This is a genomic window from Streptomyces sp. NPDC097129, assembly GCF_055668065.1.
Map to the genome: position 1 here is coordinate 969,159 of NZ_JBVOQE010000001.1, position 21,913 is coordinate 991,071.

Genomic DNA, 21,913 nt, shown 5'->3' on the forward strand with positions numbered 1-21,913 from the left:
CCCCATGAGCCTCGCCCTGCCGCAGCCGCTGCGCCCGCCGAAGTCACCGGTGTGGGCGGTGGTGGCCGTGCTCGCCCTGCTCGCCCTGCCCCAGAACCCGGACGCCGAGGGCGGCGCGGGCCCCGCCGACGCGGTGTCGGCGCTGGTGGTCCTGGTGTGCGTCGTACGGCTGCTGCGGCAGCGCCGCCGCCCCCTTTCCCGTACCGCCGCCGTGGTCCTCGCGCTGCCGGTGGCCGGGGTGGCGCTGGCGGCGCTGCACGCGGCGTCGCCCGGCGCCGGGATCACTGGGCTCGGCCGCTACCTGCAGATCTTCGTCCTGGTCCCGGCCGCGGTCCTGCTGCTGATCCGCGACCGGCGCGACGCGCGGCTGCTCGCCTGGGCGCTGGTCGGGCTCGCCCTGTGGCAGGGGGCGGTGGGGGTGCAGCAGTACGTCACCGCGACCGGCGCCTCCTACCAGGGCGAGGACGTCCGCGCGGTCGGCACGTTCGGCCCGCAGGACGTGATGGGCATGGCCACGGTGGTCTCCCTCGGCCTGGTGACCGCCGTCGGCCTCGCGCTCGGCCACGCGGACGTACGGCGCCGGACGGCCGCCGCCGTGTGCGCCGTGGCCCTGCTGCTGCCGCTCGCGGTGTCCTTCAGCCGGGGCGCCTGGATCGCGACCGCCGTGACCTGCGCCGTACAGCTGGTGCTGGCCGGGGTGCGGCGGGCGCTGAAGGTGACGGCGGCCGTGGTGGCCGCGGGCGTGGTCCTGGTGGGCGGGCTCGGTGTCGGTTCGGCGATGCTGCAGGAGCGGATCAGCAGCATCACCCGGGTCACGGACGCGCCGGACCAGTCGGTGACCGACCGGTACACCCTGTGGGCGGCCGCCGTGGACATGTGGCGCGAACAGCCGCTGACCGGCGTCGGGTTGAAGGGCTTCCCGGAACACCGCGACGCGCACGCCTCCCTCGCGCTGTCCTCCGGCAGCGACACCGAGGGCGCGGGCGCGGCCTTCCGCCGGCAGCCGCTGCTGTCGCCGCACAACATGTACCTGCTGGTGCTGAGCGAACAGGGCCTGATCGGTCTGCTCGCCCTGGCCGGCGGCTGGCTGGCGCTGCTGGTGCGCGCCCTGCTCGGACTGGTGCGCACCCGGCGGCACGCGGGCCCGGCCCTCGACTGCGCGCTGATCGCCTGCGGGCTGCTGCTGTGGCAGCTCGTCGACTTCGTGTACGCCGACATCGGCGGCCCCTCGACGGTCCTGACCGCGGTGTGCCTGGGTCTTACGGCGTGGTGGGCGCTGGCGGAGACCACCGGTCGCGGGGAGATCCCCCTTCGCGGGGAGATCACCGGTCGCGGGGAGACCACAGGTCGCGGGGAGATCCCCTTTCGCGGGGAGATCGCCGGTCGCGGGGAGACCTCACGATGACGGTGACCCCTCCCGGTGCCCCCCGCACCGATCCGCCGGCCCCGGCAGGCGACGCCCGCCCGCCGGCGTCCCCGGCGCCCGCCGTTCCCCTGCCCGCGCCCGCGTCGGCTCCCCCCAACCCGGCCGCCGACCACCTCGCCCCCGTCTCCGCCCGTTTCCTCGCCCGCGCCGCGCTCGTCACCGCGGCCCTGTCCATCGCCGGGGCGCTGCTCGGGCTGGTGCGGGACCAGGCGCTGGCGCGGCTGTTCGGCGCGGGCAGCGGCACGGACGCGTTCCTCGTCGCCTGGACCGTGCCGGAGTTCGCGGCGACGCTGCTCATCGAGGACGGGCTGGCGTTCGCGCTGGTGCCGGCGTTCAGCGTGGCGCTGGCGCGGCGGGCGCGGGGTGCGCCCGGCGACCCGGTGCGCGCGCTGCTCGCCGCCACGCTGCCCCGGCTCGCGCTCGCCTTCGCGGCGGTCGGCGCGCTGCTGATCGTCACCGCGCCCCAGGTCGTCGAGGCCCTCGCGCCCGGCCTGCCCGACCCGGCGCTCGCCGCGGACTGCACCCGGCTGACGGCGACCTGTGTACTCAGCTTCGGGCTCGCCGGGTACTGCAGCGCCCTGCTGCGGGCGCACCGCCGCTTCACCGCTCCGGCGGCGATCTACGTGGCCTACAACGCCGGCATCATCACCGTGATGCCGCTGCTCGGCGGCCGGCTCGGGGTGCGGGCGGCCGCGCTCGGCGTCGCGGTCGGCGGCTGCCTCATGGTCGTCGTACAACTGCCGTCGTTGGTACGTCAGTTGCGGCGGTACGGTGTTCCGCAGGTGCCCGGCGGTCAGGTGGCCGCGGCGCAGCCGATGGCACTGGCGCTGCTCGGCAGCGTGCTGCTGTTCGCGCTGTGCCGGCAGTCGCAGGTGCTCGTCGAGCGGTATCTCGGCTCCACGCTCCCGGCCGGGGCGATCTCGCACCTCAACTACGCGCAGAAGGTCGCGCAGATCCCGATGACGCTGTCGGTGATGCTGTGCACGGTCACCTTCCCGGTGGTGGCCCGCGCGCTGGCCGACGGCGACACCGAGCGGGCCCGCGGCCGGGTGGAACGGGACCTGGCGACGGCCACCTGCCTGGTGCTGGCCGGCACCGCGGCCGTCTGGGCGTGCGCCCCGCAGCTGGTCGAACTCCTCTTCCAGCGCGGCGCGTTCACCGCGCACGACACGGCGGCGACGGCCGGTGTGATGCGGGTGTACGCGCTCGGGCTGCTCGGCCAGACCCTGGTCGGCGTGCTGGTGCGCGCCTACTTCTCGGCGGGCCGCGCCACCTGGTACCCCCTCGCCGCGATGGCCGCCGGGATCACCGTGACCTGCTGGCTGGGCGCGGCAACCGTGGGCCCCTGGGGGGTGCGCGGCATCGCCGCGGCGAACGCCTGCGGCATCACCGTGACCGCGGCGCTGCTGCTCGCGCGGGCCGGCGCCCGCGGTGTCCCGGTCCGCGTGCCGCGCGTGCTGCGGGAGCTGACCCGGCCGCTCACGGCGGCGGTGGCCGCGACGGCGGCCGGGGCGTTCGCGGCGAGCCGCCCGGGGTCGGCGGTGGCCGGCCTGGCGGCGGGCGGCGCGACCGTCGCCGGTGTCTTCTTCCTGCTCTGTCTGGCCCTGGGCGCCGAGGGCTGCGCTCCCGCACTCCGCTCCGTACGAACCGTCACACGGAGGATCACGCATGGCCGCACCCGTTGAGCACTCCCCCCGGGTCGCCCGCGTCGGACCGGGCCCGTTCCCCTGGGTCGCGATGTACCACTCGGTGCACGAGAGCCGGGACGACCCCTACCGCATCACGGTCACCCCCGACCGGCTCGCCGCGCAGTTCCGCTGGCTGCGCCGGCACGGGCTGCGCGGGGTGTCCCTGGCCGACCTGCTCGCCGCCCGCGCCCGCGGCGCCGGCCGCGGCCTGGTCGGGCTCACCTTCGACGACGGCTACGCAGACTTCGTCGACCACGCCCTGCCGCTGCTGCGCCGCTTCGGCTTCGGCGCCACGCTGTTCGTGCTGCCCGGCCGGCTCGGCGGCGACAACGACTGGGACCCGCTCGGCCCGCGCAAGCCGCTGCTGACCGCCGACGGGGTGCGGCGCGCGGCGGCCGCCGGCGTGGAGATCGGCTCGCACGGCCTGACCCACGTCGACCTCACCCGCGCCGACGAGGTGACGCTGCGCGCCGAGACCACCGCGAGCCGTGCCCTGCTCACCGAGGTCACCGGCCGGGAGGTGCGCGGCTTCTGCTACCCCTACGGCGCCGTCGACGACCGCGCGGTGGCCGCCGTACGGGACGCCGGATACGCCTACGCCTGCGCCATCGACCCGGGGGCGCTGACCGGCCCGCACGCCCTGCCCCGCGTCCACGTCGACCAGCGCGACACCGCCGTGCGGCTCTTCCTCAAACACCGGCTGCACCGCCTGCGCCGCCGCCCGCTCGCGCAGGGCGCGCAGAGTGCGCCGGGTGCGAAGGGCGCGCCGGGTGCGAAGGGCGCGCCGGGTGCGCCAGGTGCGAAGGGTGCGCCGGCCCCGCGCCGGGAAGGAGCACGATGAAAGCCCTGCACATCATCACCGGCCTCGGCGTCGGCGGCGCCGAGCAGCAACTGCGGCTGCTGCTGCGGCACCTGCCCGTCGACTGCGACGTCGTCACCCTCACCAACCCCGGCCCGGTCGCCGCGGGACTGGTCGCCGACGGGGTACGCGTCATCGACCTCGCCATGGCCGGCAACCGCGACCTGGCCGCGCTGCCCCGCCTGGTGAAGGTGATCCGCGCGGGCGGCTACGACCTCGTCCACACCCACCTGTACCGGGCCTGCCTGTACGGCCGGCTCGCCGCGCGCCTCGCCGGGGTGCGGGCGGTCGTCGCCACCGAGCACTCCCTCGGCGACACGCAGATCGAGGGCCGCCCGCTGTCCTCCGGGGTGCGCGCGCTGTACCTGGCCGGCGAGCGCCTCGGCGCGGCGACCGTCGCCGTCTCCGCGACGGTCGCCGCCCGGCTCGGCCGCTGGGGCGTGCCCGCCTCCCGGGTCACGGTCGTCCCCAACGGCATCGACGTGGACCGCTTCCGTTTCGACCCGCTGCGGCGCCTGGACACCCGCCGGTACCTGGGCCTGCCGGAGGACGCCTACGTCGTCGGCGGCATCGGGCGGCTCGCCCCCGGCAAACGCTTCGACGTCCTGATCCGCGCGCTCGCCCGCCTGCCCGGAGACTGCCGGCTGCTGCTGGTCGGCGGCGGCCCGCAGGAGCCGTCGCTGCGCCGCGCCGCGCGGGAGGCCGGCGTCGCCGACCGGGTGCTGTTCACCGGTGAGCGGCCCGCCCTGCCCGACGGCGGCCCGGGCCCCGACCTGCCGTCGCTGGCCTGCGCGATGGACGTACTGGTCTCCCCGTCCGCGGAGGAGGCGTTCGGCCTGGCCGTCGTCGAGGGCCTCGCCTCGGGGCTGCCCGTGCTGTACGCCTCCTGCCCGGCCCTGGAGGACCTGCCCCCGCACACCGCGGCCGGCGCCCGCCGGGTCACGGGCGGCTCCCAGGAGTTCGCCGCGGCCATCGCCGAGGTCCGCGCTCTCGGACCGGCGCCGCGCACCGTCCCGGAGGCCGCCCGCCACTACGCCATCGGCCGCAGCGCCGCCCGGCTCATGGACGTGTACACGGCCGCCCTCACCGCCCCGTTCGCCCCGTCACCCACCCCACCCGCGCAGAAAGCCGGCATGTCATGACCGACACCCCCGCCCGCGCCCACCGCCGCCCCCTCCTCGCCCGGACCCGGGCGCTGCCGCCGTGGGCGCTGCTCGCGGCCGGCGCGCTGACCGGCGCCCTGGCCGGCGGGGCGTACGGCGTGCTGACGCCCGCCCAGTACACGGCCACCGCGTACGTCGTCGCCGTCCCCACCGACAAGGCCGACCCGGCGTCCGCGCTCGGTTTCGCGCAGGCCTACGGCCGGGTCGCCACCCAGCTCGCGGTGCTCGGCGACGCCCAGGTGGCGGCCGGGGTGCCCGTGACGGAGCTGCAGGACAGCGTGCGCACGGCGACCTCCCCGGACGCCCCCATGGTCTCCGTCACCGCCACCTCCTCCCGGCCCGCCCTGGCCGCCGACATGGCCAACGCCGTCGCCCGCGCCCTGACCCGGCACGCCGAGGTCACCAAGGGCACCACCCATGTCGAACTCCAGCAGTTCGCCCGCGCGCCGAAGCCGACCGAGCCGTCCTCCGCCTCCGCCGCGCTCACCACGCTGGTGGGGGCGAGCGCGGGCGGGCTGCTCGGCGGGCTGGCGCTGCTGGTCCGCCCGCGCCGCGAGGGCGAGGACGCCGGCGGTACGCGCCCCGCGTCCGTGCCGAGCCCGGCCCTGGCCGCCGACGCGCAGGGAACGCTGTGACGCTGGCCCCCACACAGGCGCCGCCGGCGTACGCCGCCGAGGTCGTCACCGACGAGGCCGCCTTCGCCGCCCTCGGCCCGGCCTGGACGCGGCTGCACCGGCGCTGCTCCACCGCGACCCCGTTCCAGACCCACCCCTGGCTGCACTCCTGGTGGCTGTCCTACGGCCGTCCCGGCCGGCTGCGGCTGCTGCTGGTGCGGCACGGCGCCGACCTGGTCGCCGCGGCCCCGCTGACCTGCGTGCACCGGCCGCTGCCCGCGCTGGTGCCGCTGGGCGGGGCGGTCTCCGACTACGGCGACGTGCTCGTGGACGACGCACACGCCGACGCCGCGCTCACCGCCCTCACCGACCTGCTCGCGAAGGCCGCCCGCACGGCGCTGATCGACCTGCGTGAGGTACGGCCCGGCGGCGCGGCGCAGGCAATCCACGACCGCTGGCCCGGCCCCCGCCGCCGGGTCGCGGACTCCCTGTGCCTGGAGCTGCCGGCCGTCCCGCTCGCCGACCTGGTGGCGCGGCTGCCCTCGGCGAAGGCGCGGCAGCGGGTGCGGGCGAAGCTGCGCAGGCTCGACGCGCTCGGTGTGCGGCGCCGGACCGTGGAGGCGGAGCAGGTGCCCGAGGCGATGGGGCGCCTGCTGCGGCTGCACGAGCTGCAGTGGCAGGGCCGCGGCGTGACCGGCGAGCACCTGAGGCCGCGGTTCCGCGACCACCTGGAGCGCGCGGCCGGGGCGATGGTGCGCTCCGGGGACGCGGTGGTCACCGAGTTCCTGCTGGACGGCGAGGTGGTCGCCGTCGACCTGACCCTGCGCTCACCCCGGCTGACCGGCGGCTATCTGTACGGCGCCCACCCCGGCCTGCGCGAACGCAAGGCCGATGTCGCGGTCATGCTGCTGGACGCCTGCGCCGAGCACACCGGCGGGCAGGGCACGCTGAGCCTGCTGCGCGGCGACGAGCCGTACAAGCGGCACTGGCGGCCCGAACCGGTCGTGAACCAGCGGCTGTTGCTGGCCCGTCGGCGCACCGCGCCGCTGCTGGCGGCGGCGCTCGCCGAGGTGACCGCGCGGCGCCGCGCCAGGGAGCTGCTGCGGCGCCGCGGGTGAGCCCTATCGGGTACGGGACCACCAGTCGACCTTGATGCACAGCTTCCCGCCGAGCCAGTACTCCACCCAGTCGCCCAGGTCCAGCGGCGAACAGCTCTTGGACGGCTTCGGCGTCGTCGACGGCTTCGGCGTGACCGGCGTGGTGGGCACGGTGGGCGTGGTGGGCACGGTGGGCGTGGTGGGGGTGGTGGGCTTGGTCGGCTGCGGGGTGGCGGGGTGGCCCTGGCCGGACAGCACGGAACGGTAGACCTGGGCGGCGCGCGGGTTGCCGGAGCACTGCCAGACGCCGTGCGGGCAGTAGTCGGTCAGCGTGTTGTACACCGGCTTGTGCTCGGCCATCCAGGCGAGCATGCCGCGCATGTACTCCGGGTTGTCGCCGTTGCGGAACAGGCCCCACTCCGGGAACGAGATCGCCTTGTGGTGGGCCTTGGCGAAGTCCGCGTGCGCCTGCAGACCGTAGGGTTCGCGCACCTGCTCGGCGAAGGGCATCCCGGACGGCTGGTCGTAGGCGTCCATGCCGATGATGTCGACCGTGTCGTCACCGGGGTAGCACTCGGTCCACGGCACGGCGTCCCGGCCGCGGCTCGGGGTGAAGTCGAAGCGGAACCGCTGCCCCGGCACCGAGCGCATGGCGGTGACGATCCGCTGCCAGTACGCCTTCCACGCCTGCGGGTCGGGGCCGCAGCGGTGGGTGTACGTGGTGCCGTTCATCTCCCAGCCGAGCACGATCACGGTGTCCGGCACCTTCAGCTGCACCAGCCGCTCGGCGAGCCGGCGGAAGTGGTGGTCGTACTGCCCGGCGGCGCCCTGCCGCAGCATCCGGCGGACCTCCGCGTCGGGGACGCCCTCCTCGTTGCGCTCCAGCATGGGCACGTTGAGGACGAGCATCCGGTCGGCCTTCTGCCGCCGCCAGTCCGCCCAGACGTCGAGGAAGCCGGGCGGCCCCTCGATGTTCCGCCAGCGGTCGCCGGGCAGATAGGTGTGGCCGACGCGGATCTCCGCACCGCCGAGCCACTGGCTCAGCGCGGCCATCCGCGCCACGCCGAGCGGCCCGTAGTCGAGGTAGGCGCCGAACGCGGGGACGACCGCTTCGGGGCTCTTCGGCGCGCCGGGCAAGGCGGGGGTGGGTGCGGCCGGGGTGGTGGTCGTCGTGCCGTGCGGGGTCGCCGAGGACGGCGTCGGCGCGGTCGCGGCCGGGGCCGGGGGCGCGGGGGTGATGGGAGCGGGAGCCGGCGGGTCGCCGGCGCGGGTCGGACCGGCGGCGAAGCCGGGGACCGGGGCCAGGGCCGCCGACGCGGCGACCACGGCCGCGATGACCGCCGTCCGCCGGCACCGTGCGCGTGGCTTGGGTGGCGCCATGTCTGCTCCTCTCTCCACTCCCGCGCCGCCGGCCGGGGCCGGCTGACACGCCGTGAGTTACTGACACTCAGTCATACGAGAGGACGATCTGCCACCGTGCGACCGCGTCCGGGTGAGCCGTTCCGCCGCACAGGTGACGGGCCACCGACCGGGGCGTGCGAAAGCCCCGCATCCGGGGCGGATGCGGGGCCGGGCCCGAAGGCGTCATCGGTGGGACGCGGAGCGGCCCCGTCGGTAAAGGATCACGCCGCTCGCGATCAGTGCGGCGCTGACCCCGGAGGCGGCCAGCATGGCGGCGCTACCGGTGTTGGGCAGACTCGGGTGGTGATGCCCGTGGTGCTCGTGCCCACCGTGCTCCCCGCCGGGCGGGGTGCTGTAGGACGGCGGGGTCGTGTACGGCGGAGGCGACGTGTGCGGGGGCCTCGTGTGCGGCGGAGGCGACGTGTGCGGGGGCCTCGTGTGCGGCGGAGGCGACGTGTGCGGGGGCTTCGTCGTGGGAGGAGGCGACGTGTGCGGCGGCCTCGTGGTGGGAGGAGGCGACGTGTGCGGCGGCTTCGTGGTGGGAGGAGGCGACGTCACCGGCGGGGAGGAGTGCGGAGGCGGGGACGTGTAGGGAGGCGGGGAGGTGTACGGGGGCGGCGACGTGTGCGGGGGCGGCGAGGTGTGCGGCGGGGACGAGTGGTCCCCGTACCCGCCACCGGGGGTGTCGCCGTAGCCCCCGCCCGGGGTGTCACCGTGCCCCCCGCCCGGGGTGTCGCCGTACCCGCCACCGGGGGTGTCGCCGTAACCCCCGCCGGGTGTGTCGCCGTACCCGCCGCCGGACGAGGTGCCGTGCCCATGGCCCGCGCCCGGGACGTCCGGGATGTGGACGCCGCCCGGCACGTCCGGGACGTGGACGCCACCGGGGACGTGCCCGGCGCCGGCACCGGGGAAGTCGTCGCCGTAGCCGTTGTCGTCGGACGACCTGGTGTGGGCGCGCGAGGCGTGGGAGTGACCGGCGTTCGCGCAAGAGTTGCCGAACGCGGGGTCGAGGGCGGCGATGACGTCGATGGAGTTGCCGCAGGCGTTCAGCGGCACCTCGACCGGGATCTGGACGCTGTTGCCGGACAGTGCGCCCGGCGAGTTGTGGGCTGCCCCGGCCGCGTGTCCGTCGGCGAGGGCGGGACTTCCGTACAGGGACAGAATGCTCGTCGCGGCGGCGGCAGCGACCATTCCCCTGCTCAGGCTCTGTCGCAATCTCGTGGTCTTCCTGCTGGGAGAGGTGGAAAAAAGGCCGGCCTTGGCGCAGTGAAGCGGTGGGCCAAGGCCGGCCTTGTCACAGCCGAGCGGCTGAGGTGTCCGGTCGTCAGTCGTTGACGCAGACGTTGCCGAATGCCGGGTTGAGCAGGCCGATCACGTTGATGCTGTTGCCGCAGACGTTGGCCTGCAGGTTGATCGGAACCTGAACGACGTTGCCGGACAGGAAGCCCGGGGAGTTGACGGCGGCACCCTCGGCCTGCGCGCCGCCGTCGGCGAACGCGGGGGCGGCAGCGCCGAGAGCCAGGACCAGGCCGGCGACGACAGCGGCACACTTCTTCATGGAATTTCCCTTCTCTGCGGTCATGCACCGTGTCGGCCGGCCCTTTCGGGCAAAACCGAGCGAGCGCAGTCGGAACGGCTCGCACCATGACCTGCAGGCTGCAGAACGAGAGATAGACATCCACTGAGCCGACGGAACCCGTGCCCCCGGGTAGTTCACTCGAACGCCGTTGTCGCATAAACACATGGGTGTATCGCGCCAACTCGTTCGCACGACAGCGCCCCGGCCGCCCGCATCAGGAATGCGGGCGGCCGGGGCGCGTCGGCTACGGCCTGGATCAGCCGTTCGCGGCGAGGACCGAGATGTCGTCCAGGATGTGCGACGCCGGGTCGTCACCCTTGGCCTGGGTGGAGTTCTCGGCGCACTCCTGGAACTGCGGCGCGGACAGGACCGGGATGTCCTGGACGCCCACGTTGACCAGGGCGACGATGTTCTGCACGTCCGCCTTGGCGGGCAGGCCGACGCAGAGCTTGTTGAGGGAGCCCTGGACCAGCGTGCCCTGCGGGCTCATCTTGCCCTTGGTGACCGAGTTGCCGAACGACTCGTGGGCGCCGTTGCCGCTCGCGGACCACGTGGAGTTGCCGTCGCCGGTGGCAAGCGCCTGGGGGGCTGCCGCAGCCGTGACACCGGCGACCGACGCGGCGACCGCCACCGCGGCCATTGCCTTCTTCAGCATTTCGCTTTTCCTTTCCTGGCACCTGGCCAAGACGCGTGTTCCTGCTTCCGCATCAACCCGGTGCGGTCGGAATGGTTGCGGGTCTTCACCCGATCGGCGCGTTCGGCTGCACGGAATTCACGGGAAAGCGCGCGGCGCGGGACGCCGGGCCGGTTCCGCGCTGTGGGCCATCGGAGTGAATGGCAGGAACCAAGACCGCCGGGCGGAGTTGACCAGGGCGCTCCGGTGGACGGGGTTTCTTCAGAAGGGACAAGCAAGTGATCAAGAAGGTACTGGCTTCCGCCGCGGTCGCCGCCTCCGTCGTCGGCGCCTCCGCTGCCGTCGCTCCGCAGGCGTTCGCCCACGGCGACGGCAACGGCACCTGGTCCGCCAGCGGCAACGGTGCTCAGCAGTCGTTCGGCAACTCGGCCACGTACGGCAACATGAGCCCGCAGCTGGCGCTGATCCAGGGCTCCTTCAACAAGCCCTGCATCGGCCTGCCGGCCAAGGCCGACGTCCAGAACATCCTCGCCCTGGTCAACGTCGGCGTTCAGGACATCCCGATCCTGTCCTCGCCGCAGTACCAGCAGTGCACCGAGAACTCCACGCAGGCCAAGGGTGACGACTCGCTGTCGCACGTTCTCGACGACCTCGCGGTCCTCGCCTCGAACGGCTGACGGGTCCCTCCCGGGCATCGGGCTCGCCCGCCGAGCCCCCGGCCGGTCCCACCGGCCCCGCAAGCGAGCCGCCGCTCCCCCGGCGGCTCGCTTCGTCGTCCCAGGGGGGAGCGCCACCGGGTCCTCGGGTGCGGCGTGCGCACGGCACCGTCAGTGCGCTACTCCAATCGGGGCACAAGCCGCAACCCGGGCGGCTGTCCGGACGTTGACGATCATGCAGCTCCTCCCCGGAGTCCGCTTTTTCGAAGGGAAAAGAACATGAAGAAGCTGTGGGCCACCGCGGCTCTCACCGCGACGCTCGCCGGTGTGACGGCGGCGACCGCCCCCCAGGCCCTCGCCCACGGTGACGGCGACGGAACCTGGTCCGCCAGCGGCAACGGCGCGAAGTCGGAGTTCGGCAACTCGGCCACGTTCGGCGAGCAGAGCCCGCAGCTCTCGCTGGTCCAGGGCTCGCTGAACAAGCCCTGCATCGGCCTGCCGGCCAAGGCCGACGTCCAGAACATCCTCGCCCTGGTCAACGTCGGCGTTCAGGACATCCCGGTCCTGTCCTCGCCGCAGTACCAGCAGTGCGCCGAGAACTCCACGCAGGCCAAGGGCGACGACGCTCTGTCGCACGTGCTCGACGACATCTCCGTGCTCGCCGAGAACGGCTGATCCGGCACATCGCCTCCGCCGGACGGCGGGTCACCGGGTTTCCGGTGACCCGCCGTTCGTCCTGTCCGGGGCCGGGCGAGAGACCGGGGGCCGGGGCGGGTCAGCTGACGATGTCCTTGCGGGCGAAGCCCCGGTAGGCCAGCGCGAACAGCACCAGCGCGTACGTGACCGACACGGCGCTGCCCTGGATCATGCCGGACCACTCCGGGCGGGGCTGGACCGCGTCGGCCCAGGCGAACTGCCAGTGCGCCGGCAGGAAGTCGCGCCAGTGGCCGAGGGCGGTGACGGCGTCGAGGACGTTGCCGACGATGGTCAGCCCGACCGCGCCGCCGACCGCGCCGAGCGGGGCGTCGGTCTTCGTCGACAGCCAGAACGCGAGGGCCGCGGTGACCAGCTGGGAGACGAAGACGTAGGCCACGACCACCGCGAGGCGCTGCGCCGCCGTCCCGGCGTCGAGGGCGCCGCCGGTGGGGATCTGCAGCGGCCCCCAGCCGTAGGCGGCGGTGCCCACGGCGAGCGCGACGAGCGGCAGCAGCACCATCGCGGCCAGGCTGAGGCCGAGCCCGACCAGCAGCTTCGACGTCAGCAGCCGGGCGCGGGGCACGGGCGCGGCCAGCAGATACCGCAGCGAGGACCAGCTCGCCTCCGAGGCCACGGTGTCCCCGCAGAACAGGGCGACCGGGACGACCAGCAGGAAGCCCGCGGAGACGAAGAGGCTGACGGCGGCGAAGTTGGCGCCGGACGCGGTGGCCGTGTCCATGAGCGTGATCCGGCCGTTGCGTCCGCCCGGGTCGCCGCCGATGGCGAAGGCGATGACCAGCACGAAGGGCAGCAGGGCGAGGATCGCGCCCATGACGAGCGTGCGGCGCCGCCGCAGCTGGCGGACCAGCTCCACCCGCAGCGGCAGGGTGCGGCCGGGACGGTAGCCGGAGGCCGTGGCGCCCCGCTCGGTCAGCGTGCTCATGCGGAACCTCCGATCAGGGTGAGGAAGGCGTCCTCCAGACGGCGGTGCGGGCCGACGGACGTCACCGGCACGTCGAGCCGGACCAGCTCGGCGACGAGGGCCTGCGCGGTGCCGTCCGCGCCGAGGCTCACCAGGAGCCCGGCGTCGGCGCGGACCGCGGAGGCGACGCCGGGCAGCGCGACGACCTTCTCCACCAGCACGTCCGGCACGGGTACGGCGGTGCCGACGAGGAGGGTGTCGCCGGAGCCGGTGATCTCGGCGACCTCACCGGCCTGCACGAGCCGGCCGCGGTCCATGACGACCAGGTGGGTGCAGGTCTGCTCGACCTCCGCCAGCAGATGGCTGGAGACGATCACCGTGCGGCCGGCGGCCGCGTAGCGGATCATCACCTCGCGCATCTCGCGGATCTGGGGCGGGTCGAGGCCGTTGGTCGGTTCGTCGAGGATGAGCAGGTCCGGCAGGCCGAGCATGGCCTGCGCGATGGCCAGGCGCTGGCGCATGCCCTGCGAGTAGGTGCGCACGGCTCGGTCCAGGGCGCTGCCCAGGCCGGCGATCCTCAGGGCCTCGTCGAGGTGGGCGTCCTCGCAGGGGCGGCCGGTGGCCCGCCAGTACAGCTCGAGGTTCTCCCGCCCCGACAGGTGCGGCAGGAAGCCGGCGCCTTCCACGAACGCGCCGACCCGGGACAGCACGGGCGCGCCGGGGCGGATCGCGTGCCCGAAGACGCGGATCTCCCCGGCGTCGGGCCGGATCAGGCCCATCAGCATGCGCAGGGTGGTGGTCTTCCCGGCGCCGTTGGGTCCGAGCAGGCCGAGCACCTGGCCCGTGTCCACCCGGAAGGACAGCTCGCGCACGCTGTAGCTCTGGCCCCGCGCGTACTTCTTGCTCAGGCCGGTGATCTGCAGCGGCACGTCGGCCAGGGCGGGGTCGGGCGCCGGCCCGGAGGTGCGGCGCCGGGCGGTGAGCAGCAGGGCCAGGGCGGTGACGGCGCCCGCGAGGGGCAGCCACCACACCCAGGACGGCAGCGGTGCGGCGGCGGTCCTCACGCCGGGCGCCGTGGGCACGCTCAGGTCGCCCTTGAGGGAGACGGTGTAGGTCGCCGGGGCGGTCGGGGAGGCGTAGCCGAGGTCGGTGGAGGCGAGGACCAGGCGCAGCCGGTGGCCGCGCTGCACCTCGTGGTCGATCGCCGGGAGGGTGAGCGTGACGTCCTTGCCCCGCCGGGCGCCCTCAACGCGGACGGGGGCGACGAGCTGGGCGGGCAGCACGGGGCGGGCGGTGCCGGGCCCGACGTCGTAGACCTTGCCGAACAGCACGGTGTCGTCGCTGGTGGAGGTGGCGTGCACGGTGGCTGTCGGGGAGCCGGTGATCGTGAGGTCGCGGGTCAGCGGGGCGGACTCGAAGGCGGCGTACTGGCCGGGGAAGTCGAGGGAGACGCCGAGGCCGAGGGAGGACAGCTGGGCGAGTCCGGTGCCGCCGCCGAGGCCGGGCAGGGCGGAGACGGCGGGCGGGGAGGCCCCGGCCGGGTTGTCGACGCGCTGGGTGCCCCCGGTCAGCGGGATCGCGCGCGTGCCGGCGTGCAGGCCCGGGTAGCCGGCGCCGCTCGCGCCGCGCAGCTGGGCGGTGCCGTCGGTGGAGTCGACGCCTCCGGTGCGGGTGACGCGGAAGTCGGGCCCGGTGTCCGTGCCCTTGTCGCCCTTCAGGTACCGGTCGAACCAGGCGGTCACCCGGCCCTGGACGCGGCCGCTCTCCAGGTTGCCGCCGTCGTGGCCGCCCGCGATCCAGTCGACGTCGACGGGGGCGCCGTTCGCCCGGATGGCGCGCGCGGCGGCGTCGGCCTGGCCGAGCGGGAAGAGGGAGTCGCTCTGGCCCTGCACCAGCAGCGTGGGCACCTTGATGCGGCCGCCGACGGCGGACGGGGAGCGCTCCTCGAGCAGCCGCCGCGCCTCGGCGTCCGGCTGCCCCTTCTCGGCGACCCGCTGGTACATCCGGCACAGCGCGGGCTCGAACTTCGCGCAGCCGCCGCCGGTGGAGAAGAAGACACCCGTCCACAGCTTCTTGAACACGCCGCCCGGGAACAAGGCGTCGGCGAGGTTCCAGTAGGTGATCGCCGGGGCGATGGCGTCGACCCGCCGGTCGTACCCGGCGGCGAGCAGGGCGGTCGCGCCGCCGTAGGAAGCGCCGGCGACGCCCACGCGCGGGTCGCCGGGCCTGTCGAGCCGCACCTGCGGCTGCCGGGCCAGCCAGTCGATCAGCGCCCGGACGTCGGTGATCTCGCCGCGCGGGTCGTTCAGCCCGATCTTTCCGGTGGACCTGCCGAAGCCGCGCGCCGACCACGTCAGCACCGCGTACCCGTCCCGGGCGAGGTCCTCGGCCTGCTGCCGTACGTCGTCCTTGCTGCCGCCGAAGCCGTGTCCCAGCAGGACGGCCGGGCGGCGGCCGGACGCCCCGGCGGTGAAGTACGAGGTGTCCAGGCGCACGCCGTCGACGGCCAGCACCCGGTCGGCGCGGTGCACGGGGGCCGGGCCGTCGGAGGCGACGGCCGTCCAGGTCCCGGCCCCGGCGAGCACCACGAGGGCCGCCCCGGCGGCCAGTAGCCGGCGGGGGCCGTGCAGCAGCCCTCGCACACCCTTCGGGATGCGCCCGCGAAGATCCATGCGTCCACGGTACGGGCCGCCGCTGACAACGGCGGCAGCCCGGGGGCCGAGGGCGCTGCCCTCCCCCGGGAGTACGCGAGGCGGCGGCGTACCGCAGTCGTGGTACGCCGCCGCCTCGCGCTGCTGTGTCCGGGTCGGGTCAGGCCGCCGCGTTCGCGGTCGCCGCGTCGGCCGCGTCTGCAGCGTCTTCTGTGTCCTCCGGGATCGACACCAGCCAGCGGGTGTCGCGGCGCGGGCGCAGGTACAGGGCCCAGTAGAGGGTGGCGACGGCGGTGATGCCGCCGGTCCACATCAGGTACGACGGCTCCTGCTCGACCAGGATGTACAGCAGGACGGCGATGAGCAGGACCGGCATGGCCGGCCACAGCCGCATCCGCCAGGCGGACCGGGTGCCGTGAGCGCCACGGCGGGAGAGCAGCGAGGCGATGGCGACCAGCAGGTACAGGCCGGTGACGGCGACGCCGGTGACGCCGTAGAGCGTGTCCAGGTTGACGAAGCAGAGGACGGCGCCGGGGACGCCGACGACGAGGGTGGCGACCCAGGGGGAACCGAACCGGCCGAGCTTGGACAGGGCGTTGTTGACGGGCGACGGCCACGCCTTGTCGCGGGCGGAGGCGAACAGCACGCGGGAGTTCTGGATGACCATGACGATGCCCGCGTTGATGATGGCGAGGGCGACACACAGGCTGACGAAGGTGCCGACGGCGGAGTTGCTCCAGGCGATGACCATGCTGCTGATGTCGCCGCCGCTGAGGGTGTTCAGGTCACCGGCGCCCAGGGTGATCGCCACGACCGGCACCAGGATGACCACGCTGGAGATGGCCAGCGTCGCGAGGACCGTGCGGGCGACGTTGCGGCGCGGGTTCTCCAGCTCCTCGGAGAGGTAGATGGCGGTGGAGAAGCCCTGGGTGGCGAAGAGCGCGATGGCGAGCCCGGAGAGCACCATCATGCCCGTGACCGCGCTGACGTGCGTGTGTTCGCCGGCCACCTGGAACGAGCTCACGAGGCTGCCCGCGCCGCGGTGGGAGTGGGTGAAGCCGAGGAGGGCGACGACTCCGGCGGCGACGACCTCCAGCACCAGGAAGATTCCGGTGATCCAGGCGTTGGCACGCAGGTCCAGCAGGCCGGCCAGGGTGGCCGCGATCATGACGCCCGCGCCCGTCATGGACGGGTCGAGGTGGACGATCGGGGCGAGGTAGTCGGCGGTGCCCATCGCGATGACCGGAGGGACGATCATCACGACGAGGAGCGACATCACGAAGGCCAGCCAGCCGGCGAGACGTCCGGCCAGGGTGGAGACGATGGCGTACTCGCCGCCGGCGCTGGGGACGAGGGTGCCGAGCTCGGAGTAGCAGAAGGCGATCGGGATGCACAGCAGTGCGCCGATGGCGATGCACAGCGCCGTCGCGGTGCCCAGGCTGGAGAACAGGTCGGGCACGATCACGAAGAGCGTGGACGCGGGCGTGACACAGGACAACGTCAGCAGCGTGCCGCCGACCACTCCGATCGAGCGCTTGAGCTTCTGGGGTGCCTCTGAGACGGCCTCTACGACGGCTGTCTCGGCGGAGCGGAGCGTGTCGGTCATGCGGCGGTTCCGATCGACTCGTGTGACTGCGGTGGGGGCGGGAGCGCTATCGCCTCCGGCGGATCGTCGTACGTCTCTTTCGTCCACTCCCGACGCTGAATGGAACCCCGACGAAAACCGTCACGTCAATGGCCGATTACCTTCGGATTCCGCAGTTGCGGAACCGGCTGCTCGACATCAGTTTCCCAGGCTGTGACGTCTTGTTGGTGGTACCAACAAGACCTTTCACGATGTGACCTTGGTTTCCAAGGTCATCCAACGTCAGACCCTTCGCCATCCGTTTCGTCCTAGGTAAACGGGAACCGCAGCCAACGTGTCAAAAAAATGTCAGGCCGTCCGGTATCCGGACGGCCTGACGGGGCTACGGGGCGTGCTCAGTGGTTGCGCGGGAAGCCCAGGTCCACGCCCGCCGGGGCGTCGGACGGGTCGGGCCAGCGGGTCGTGACGACCTTGCCGCGGGTGTAGAAGTGCGTGCCGTCGTTGCCGTAGATGTGGTGGTCGCCGAAGAGGGAGTCCTTCCAGCCACCGAACGAGTGGTAGCCCACCGGCACCGGGATCGGCACGTTCACGCCGACCATGCCGGCCTCGATCTCCAGCTGGAAGCGGCGGGCGGCGCCGCCGTCCCGGGTGAAGATCGCGGTGCCGTTGCCGAACGGCGAGGCGTTGATCAGCGCCACGCCCTCGTCGTAGGTGTCCGCGCGCAGCACGCACAGCACCGGGCCGAAGATCTCGTCCTGGTACGCCTTGGCGCTGGTCGGCACCTTGTCGAGCAGGGACAGGCCGATCCAGTGACCGTCCTCGAAGCCCTCGACGGTGTGCCCGGTGCCGTCCAGGACCACCTCGCAGCCCTCGGCGGCGGCGCCCTCGACGTAGGAGGCGACCTTGTCGCGGTGGGCCTTGGTGATCAGCGGGCCCATCTCGGACGCCGGGTCGTTGCCCGGGCCGATCTTGATCTTCTCGGCGCGCTCGCGGATCTTCTCCACCAGCGTGTCGCCGATCGCGCCCACCGCGACGACCGCGGAGATCGCCATGCAGCGCTCACCGGCGCTGCCGTAGGCCGCGGAGACGGCCGCGTCGGCGGCGGCGTCCAGGTCGGCGTCGGGCAGGACCAGCATGTGGTTCTTGGCGCCGCCCAGGGCCTGGACCCGCTTGCCGTGCGCGGCGGCCGTGGTGTGGATGTAGCGGGCGATCGGGGTGGAGCCGACGAAGGACACCGCCTTGACGTCCGGGTGTTCCAGCAGCCGGTCGACGGCCACCTTGTCGCCGTGCACGACGTTGAACACGCCGTCCGGCAGCCCGGCCTCGGCCAGCAGCTCGGCGATGCGCATCGACGCCGACGGGTCCTTCTCGCTCGGCTTGAGCACGAAGGTGTTGCCGCAGGCGATGGCGAGCGGGAACATCCACATCGGCACCATCGCCGGGAAGTTGAACGGCGTGATGCCCGCGACCACGCCCAGCGGCTGCCGGATCGAGGAGACGTCGACGCGGGTGGCGACCTGCGTGGACAGCTCGCCCTTGAGCTGGACGTTGATCCCGCACGCCAGGTCGACGATCTCCAGGCCGCGGGCCACCTCACCGAGCGCGTCGGAGTGCACCTTGCCGTGCTCGGCGGTGATCAGCTCGGCGATCTCGTCGCGGTGCGCGTCCAGCAGCGCCCGGAAGCGGAACAGGATGGTGGTGCGCTGGGCCAGCGAGGACTGCCCCCAGGCCAGGTAGGCGTCCTTGGCCGCCGCGACGGCCGCGTCCACCTCGTCCACCGACGCGAAGGCGACCTTGGTGGTGACCTCGCCGGTCGCCGGGTCGGTGACCGGACCGTAGGTGCCCGACGTGCCCTCGGCGGTCTTGCCGCCGATCCAGTGGTTGACGATCTTCGTCATGCCCAGTTACTCCTTCGCAGATGGCGGCGTCGGGTCGAGACGTGCCGTGGGTAGTGCTCGTGTGCCGGGACCGCCGACGGTCGGGTCGCGATCGCGTCACGTGTCCATCCCAGCAGGCCGGGGCGGGCAGCGCGCCCGACACTCTGTCTGCCGTTTGGGCGTCGGCATAGACATCGGGGCGCAAGCGGACGGATCGGGAGGGAGAGGGAGCGGCCGCCGGGGACCTCCGGCGAGAGAGAGCGGCCGGCGGGGACCTCCGGCGCGGGGCCGTGGCGGGCGGGGAGTCGTCGCTCGCACTTCGCTCCTGCCAGGGCGAAGCGGCTTCCCGCGCCGGAGGCGTTCGGTGGGATTCCCTCGCCCGTGGTGCCGGGCGCTGACTGCACCGTACAAGCAGCGCGGGGCGCGGGGGAGGGAATCGTCGGCACAGCAGCCGTCCCGGCGGTCATCGCTGCGGCCCCGGCAGCAGGGTGACGGCCGCGTCGACGGCGGCGGCCACATCGTCGTCCGGCGGGTACAGCAGGGAGCGGCCGACCATCAGGCCGCGCACGGTGGGCAGCCGCAGCGCGCCGCGCCACTTCTCGAACGCGGCGGCCCGGTCGTCCTCGCCGTCGCCGACGTCGCCGCCGAGCAGTACGGCGGGCAGCGTGGAGGCGGCCATCACCGCGGGCATGTCGTCGGGGTCGTCGGTGACCGGCACCTTCAGCCAGGTGTACGCCGAGCTGCCGCCGAGCCCCGAGGCGATCGCGATCGAACGGATCACGGCCTCGGCGGACAGGTCGTTGCGCAGCCGGCCGCCGGCGTCGCGGCGGCTGATGAACGGCTCGACGAAGACCGGCAGCCGGCGCGCGGCCATCGCGTCGACGGCACGGGCGGCGGCCTCCAGCGTGGCGAGCGAGCCGGGGTCGTCGTAGTCGATGCGCAGCAGCAGCTTGCCCGCGTCGAAGCCGAGCCGCTCGATGTCCTCGGGCCGGTGCCCGGTGAAGCGGTCGTCGAGCTCGAAGCGGGCGCCGGCCAGACCCCCGCGGTTCATCGAGCCCATGACGACCTTGCCGTCCAGGGCGCCGAGCAGCAGCAGGTCCTCCAGGATGTCGGCGGTGGCGAGGACGCCGTCGACGCCGGGCCGGGCGAGCGCGACGCACAGCCGGCGCAGCAGGTCGGCCCGGTCGGCCATCGCCATCTGCCGGCCGGCGACGCCGAGGGCGCCACGGGCCGGGTGGTCCGCGGCGACGATCATCAGCCGCCCGGCCTCGGCGAGCAGCGGGCGGCGCGCACGACGGGCGGCCGCCTCGGCGATCGCCTCGGGGTGGTGACTGCGGACGCGGACGAGTTCGGCGACGTCGATCTCGACGGTGGGTCCGCCGCGGGCCGCGCGCCCTGACCCGCCGCCGTCCTCGTACGGCACCTCGTGATCGGCCCCGCCGACGCGTCCCGCCCTCACCGGACCGCCCCCGCTTCCAGGGCGGCCTCCACCTCGGCGGACGTCGGCATCGCGGAGGAGCACTCCAGGCGGGAGGCGACGATGGCGCCGGCGGCGTTGGCATGGCGCATGGTGGTCTCCAGGTCCCAGCCGGCGAGCAGCCCGTGACACAGGGAGCCGCCGAAGGCGTCGCCCGCGCCGAGGCCGTTCAGCACGTTCACCGGCAGCGGCGGGACCTCGGCGCTGTCGCCGTCGCGGTGGACGGCGAGGACGCCCTTGGGTCCCTGTTTGACGACGGCCAGCTCCACCCCGGCCGCCAGCAGCGCGCGGGCGGCGGCATGCGGATCGCGGTGGCCGGTGGCGACCTCCACCTCGTCGAGGTTGCCGACGGCGACGGTGGCGTGGCGCAGGGCCTCGGCGTAGAAGGGGCGGGCGGCGTCGGGGTCGGCCCAGAACATCGGGCGCCAGTCCAGGTCGAAGACGGTGGGCCCGGCCTTGGCGCGGTGGGCGAGGGCGGTGAGGGTGGCGGTGCGGCTGGGCTCCTCGCTCAGGCCGGTACCGGTGACCCAGAAGACGTGTGCCGCGCGGATCGCGTCCAGGTCGAGCTGGTGGGGGTCGATCTCCAGGTCCGGGGCTTTGGGCCGGCGGTAGAAGTAGAGCGGGAAGTCGTCCGGCGGGAAGACCTCGCAGAAGGTGACCGGTGTGGGCAGTCCGGGGACAGGCGTCACCCAGCGGTCGTCCACGCCGAAGCCGCGCAGCGCCTCGTGCAGATACGTGCCGAACGGGTCGTCGCCGGTGCGGGTGATCACGGCCGTGCGGCGGCCGAGGCGGGCGGCGGCGACGGCGACGTTGGTGGCGGAACCGCCGAGGAACTTCCCGAAGGTGGTCACCTCGGCCAGTGGGACGCCGGTCTGCAGCGGGTACAGGTCCACGCCGATCCGCCCCATGGTGATCAGGTCGTACGCCATCGGCTTCCCTTCGTCACCCGGGAGGTCCCGGCGCGCTGCCGTCCCTCCCGCCGTCGCGTCTCTCCCCGGTTTTCTAGTCCCGCACGCGAAGCCCTGTCAATGTTTTGTCCGGACATTCGGACGAGTTTCTGCGTGGCCGGGCCTGACGCGGCAGGCCCGGCCACTGCCCCATGGGTCAGGGGTACGGAGGGAGACGGGCGGGGCGCGCGTCAGTCCGGCCGACGGCCCCGGTTGCGCGGACGGGAGGCCACCCAGGCCCGGACGGTGTCGGCGTACCAGTAGGGCTTGCCGCCCTCCACCTGGTCGGGCGGCGGCAGCAGTCCGTGCTTGCGGTAGGAACGGACGGTGTCCGGCTGCACCTTGATGTGCGCCGCGATCTCCTTGTACGACCAGAGCCTGCGGTCGGTCATGTCGTGCACCTCCCTGCGCGCGCCGCGGCGGCGGCCGTCGGGCGGCCGTCGGGGGAGCCGGGCGCTGCGCTGGCGATCACCAAGCGTCTGCTCGGTGAACGACGCGGACGGCCGGCGGGCAGGGGCTGTCGAGCGGGTGTGACGCAACGTCCGCGTAGGCGCGACATGTGTGACAGGAGCGGGGCGTTTGTGACACGAGTGCAGCAAAGTCGTACACCGGGGCAAGCGCGCGGCGGGTTGCGCTCGGCG

At 74.0% G+C, this 21,913-nt stretch carries 19 protein-coding genes; 8 read left to right on the forward strand and 11 right to left on the reverse strand.

The window, feature by feature from the left end:
- Nucleotides 1-4 precede the first annotated feature (4 nt).
- Genes AC0B9F_RS04330 through AC0B9F_RS04355 form a run of 6 tightly spaced genes read left to right on the forward strand, consistent with a single transcriptional unit; the run spans nt 5 to nt 6,868 of the window.
- Nucleotides 5-1,405: an O-antigen ligase family protein gene (locus AC0B9F_RS04330; protein ID WP_471998690.1), complete on the forward strand. Its 1,401-nt coding sequence runs from the start codon at nt 5-7 to the stop codon at nt 1,403-1,405.
- Entirely contained in the window at nt 1,402-3,111 is a 1,710-nt protein-coding gene (locus AC0B9F_RS04335) for a lipid II flippase MurJ (protein ID WP_471998691.1), read from the forward strand. The genes AC0B9F_RS04330 and AC0B9F_RS04335 overlap by 4 nt, the downstream gene beginning before the upstream one ends.
- Entirely contained in the window at nt 3,095-3,955 is an 861-nt protein-coding gene (locus AC0B9F_RS04340) for a polysaccharide deacetylase family protein (RefSeq protein ID WP_471998692.1), read from the forward strand. The genes AC0B9F_RS04335 and AC0B9F_RS04340 overlap by 17 nt, the downstream gene beginning before the upstream one ends.
- The gene (locus tag AC0B9F_RS04345) at nt 3,952-5,115 is read left to right on the forward strand and encodes a glycosyltransferase (protein WP_471998693.1); all 1,164 of its coding nucleotides are present in this window, start codon (nt 3,952-3,954) and stop codon (nt 5,113-5,115) included. Before AC0B9F_RS04340 ends, AC0B9F_RS04345 begins: the two co-directional genes overlap by 4 nt.
- Entirely contained in the window at nt 5,112-5,771 is a 660-nt protein-coding gene (locus AC0B9F_RS04350; protein WP_471998694.1) for a YveK family protein, read from the forward strand. The genes AC0B9F_RS04345 and AC0B9F_RS04350 overlap by 4 nt, the downstream gene beginning before the upstream one ends.
- Entirely contained in the window at nt 5,768-6,868 is a 1,101-nt protein-coding gene (locus AC0B9F_RS04355) for a GNAT family N-acetyltransferase (RefSeq protein ID WP_471998695.1), read from the forward strand. Before AC0B9F_RS04350 ends, AC0B9F_RS04355 begins: the two co-directional genes overlap by 4 nt.
- Nucleotides 6,869-6,871: 3 nt before the next feature.
- Here the strand turns inward: AC0B9F_RS04355 and AC0B9F_RS04360 are convergent, their stop codons facing one another.
- The 4 genes from AC0B9F_RS04360 to AC0B9F_RS04375 all read right to left on the reverse strand — a co-directional run bounded on the left by AC0B9F_RS04360 (nt 6,872) and on the right by AC0B9F_RS04375 (nt 10,482).
- Complete coding sequence (locus tag AC0B9F_RS04360) at nt 6,872-8,227, reverse strand: glycoside hydrolase family 26 protein (protein ID WP_471998696.1); 1,356 nt, start codon at nt 8,225-8,227, stop codon at nt 6,872-6,874.
- A gap of 204 nt (nt 8,228-8,431) precedes the next feature.
- On the reverse strand, nt 8,432-9,439 hold the full coding sequence (locus AC0B9F_RS04365; RefSeq protein WP_471998697.1) for a chaplin: 1,008 nt from the start codon (nt 9,437-9,439) through the stop codon (nt 8,432-8,434).
- Between the two features lie 133 nt (nt 9,440-9,572).
- Nucleotides 9,573-9,806, reverse strand: a complete 234-nt coding sequence (locus AC0B9F_RS04370) for a chaplin (RefSeq protein ID WP_471998698.1) — start codon at nt 9,804-9,806, stop codon at nt 9,573-9,575.
- Nucleotides 9,807-10,083: 277 nt separating this feature from the next.
- Nucleotides 10,084-10,482: a rodlin gene (locus AC0B9F_RS04375; protein ID WP_471998699.1), complete on the reverse strand. Its 399-nt coding sequence runs from the start codon at nt 10,480-10,482 to the stop codon at nt 10,084-10,086.
- A gap of 257 nt (nt 10,483-10,739) precedes the next feature.
- On the opposite strand from AC0B9F_RS04375, the gene AC0B9F_RS04380 reads away from it, so the two are divergent.
- Both AC0B9F_RS04380 and AC0B9F_RS04385 read left to right on the forward strand, forming a co-directional pair.
- A complete protein-coding gene (locus AC0B9F_RS04380) occupies nt 10,740-11,138 on the forward strand; it encodes a rodlin (RefSeq protein WP_471998700.1) in 399 nt (132 codons plus the stop codon).
- A 258-nt stretch (nt 11,139-11,396) separates the two neighbouring features.
- The gene (locus tag AC0B9F_RS04385; protein ID WP_471998701.1) at nt 11,397-11,792 is read left to right on the forward strand and encodes a rodlin; all 396 of its coding nucleotides are present in this window, start codon (nt 11,397-11,399) and stop codon (nt 11,790-11,792) included.
- Nucleotides 11,793-11,892: 100 nt separating this feature from the next.
- Here the strand turns inward: AC0B9F_RS04385 and AC0B9F_RS04390 are convergent, their stop codons facing one another.
- The 7 genes from AC0B9F_RS04390 to AC0B9F_RS04420 all read right to left on the reverse strand — a co-directional run bounded on the left by AC0B9F_RS04390 (nt 11,893) and on the right by AC0B9F_RS04420 (nt 21,664).
- The gene (locus AC0B9F_RS04390) at nt 11,893-12,756 is read right to left on the reverse strand and encodes an ABC transporter permease (RefSeq protein ID WP_471998702.1); all 864 of its coding nucleotides are present in this window, start codon (nt 12,754-12,756) and stop codon (nt 11,893-11,895) included.
- Nucleotides 12,753-15,407 (reverse strand): CocE/NonD family hydrolase, encoded by a 2,655-nt coding sequence (locus tag AC0B9F_RS04395; protein ID WP_471998703.1) that lies wholly within the window; start codon nt 15,405-15,407, stop codon nt 12,753-12,755. The genes AC0B9F_RS04390 and AC0B9F_RS04395 overlap by 4 nt, the downstream gene beginning before the upstream one ends.
- A gap of 139 nt (nt 15,408-15,546) precedes the next feature.
- A complete protein-coding gene (locus AC0B9F_RS04400) occupies nt 15,547-16,992 on the reverse strand; it encodes an APC family permease (protein WP_471998704.1) in 1,446 nt (481 codons plus the stop codon).
- Nucleotides 16,993-17,366: 374 nt separating this feature from the next.
- Nucleotides 17,367-18,869 (reverse strand): CoA-acylating methylmalonate-semialdehyde dehydrogenase, encoded by a 1,503-nt coding sequence (gene mmsA, locus AC0B9F_RS04405; protein WP_471998705.1) that lies wholly within the window; start codon nt 18,867-18,869, stop codon nt 17,367-17,369.
- 442 nt (nt 18,870-19,311) lie between these two features.
- Nucleotides 19,312-20,211 (reverse strand): Cgl0159 family (beta/alpha)8-fold protein, encoded by a 900-nt coding sequence (locus AC0B9F_RS04410; RefSeq protein ID WP_471999003.1) that lies wholly within the window; start codon nt 20,209-20,211, stop codon nt 19,312-19,314.
- A 92-nt stretch (nt 20,212-20,303) separates the two neighbouring features.
- Nucleotides 20,304-21,254: a 5-dehydro-2-deoxygluconokinase gene (gene iolC, locus AC0B9F_RS04415; protein WP_471998706.1), complete on the reverse strand. Its 951-nt coding sequence runs from the start codon at nt 21,252-21,254 to the stop codon at nt 20,304-20,306.
- A 209-nt stretch (nt 21,255-21,463) separates the two neighbouring features.
- The gene (locus AC0B9F_RS04420; protein ID WP_471998707.1) at nt 21,464-21,664 is read right to left on the reverse strand and encodes a helix-turn-helix transcriptional regulator; all 201 of its coding nucleotides are present in this window, start codon (nt 21,662-21,664) and stop codon (nt 21,464-21,466) included.
- Between the last annotated feature and the right edge of the window lie 249 nt (nt 21,665-21,913).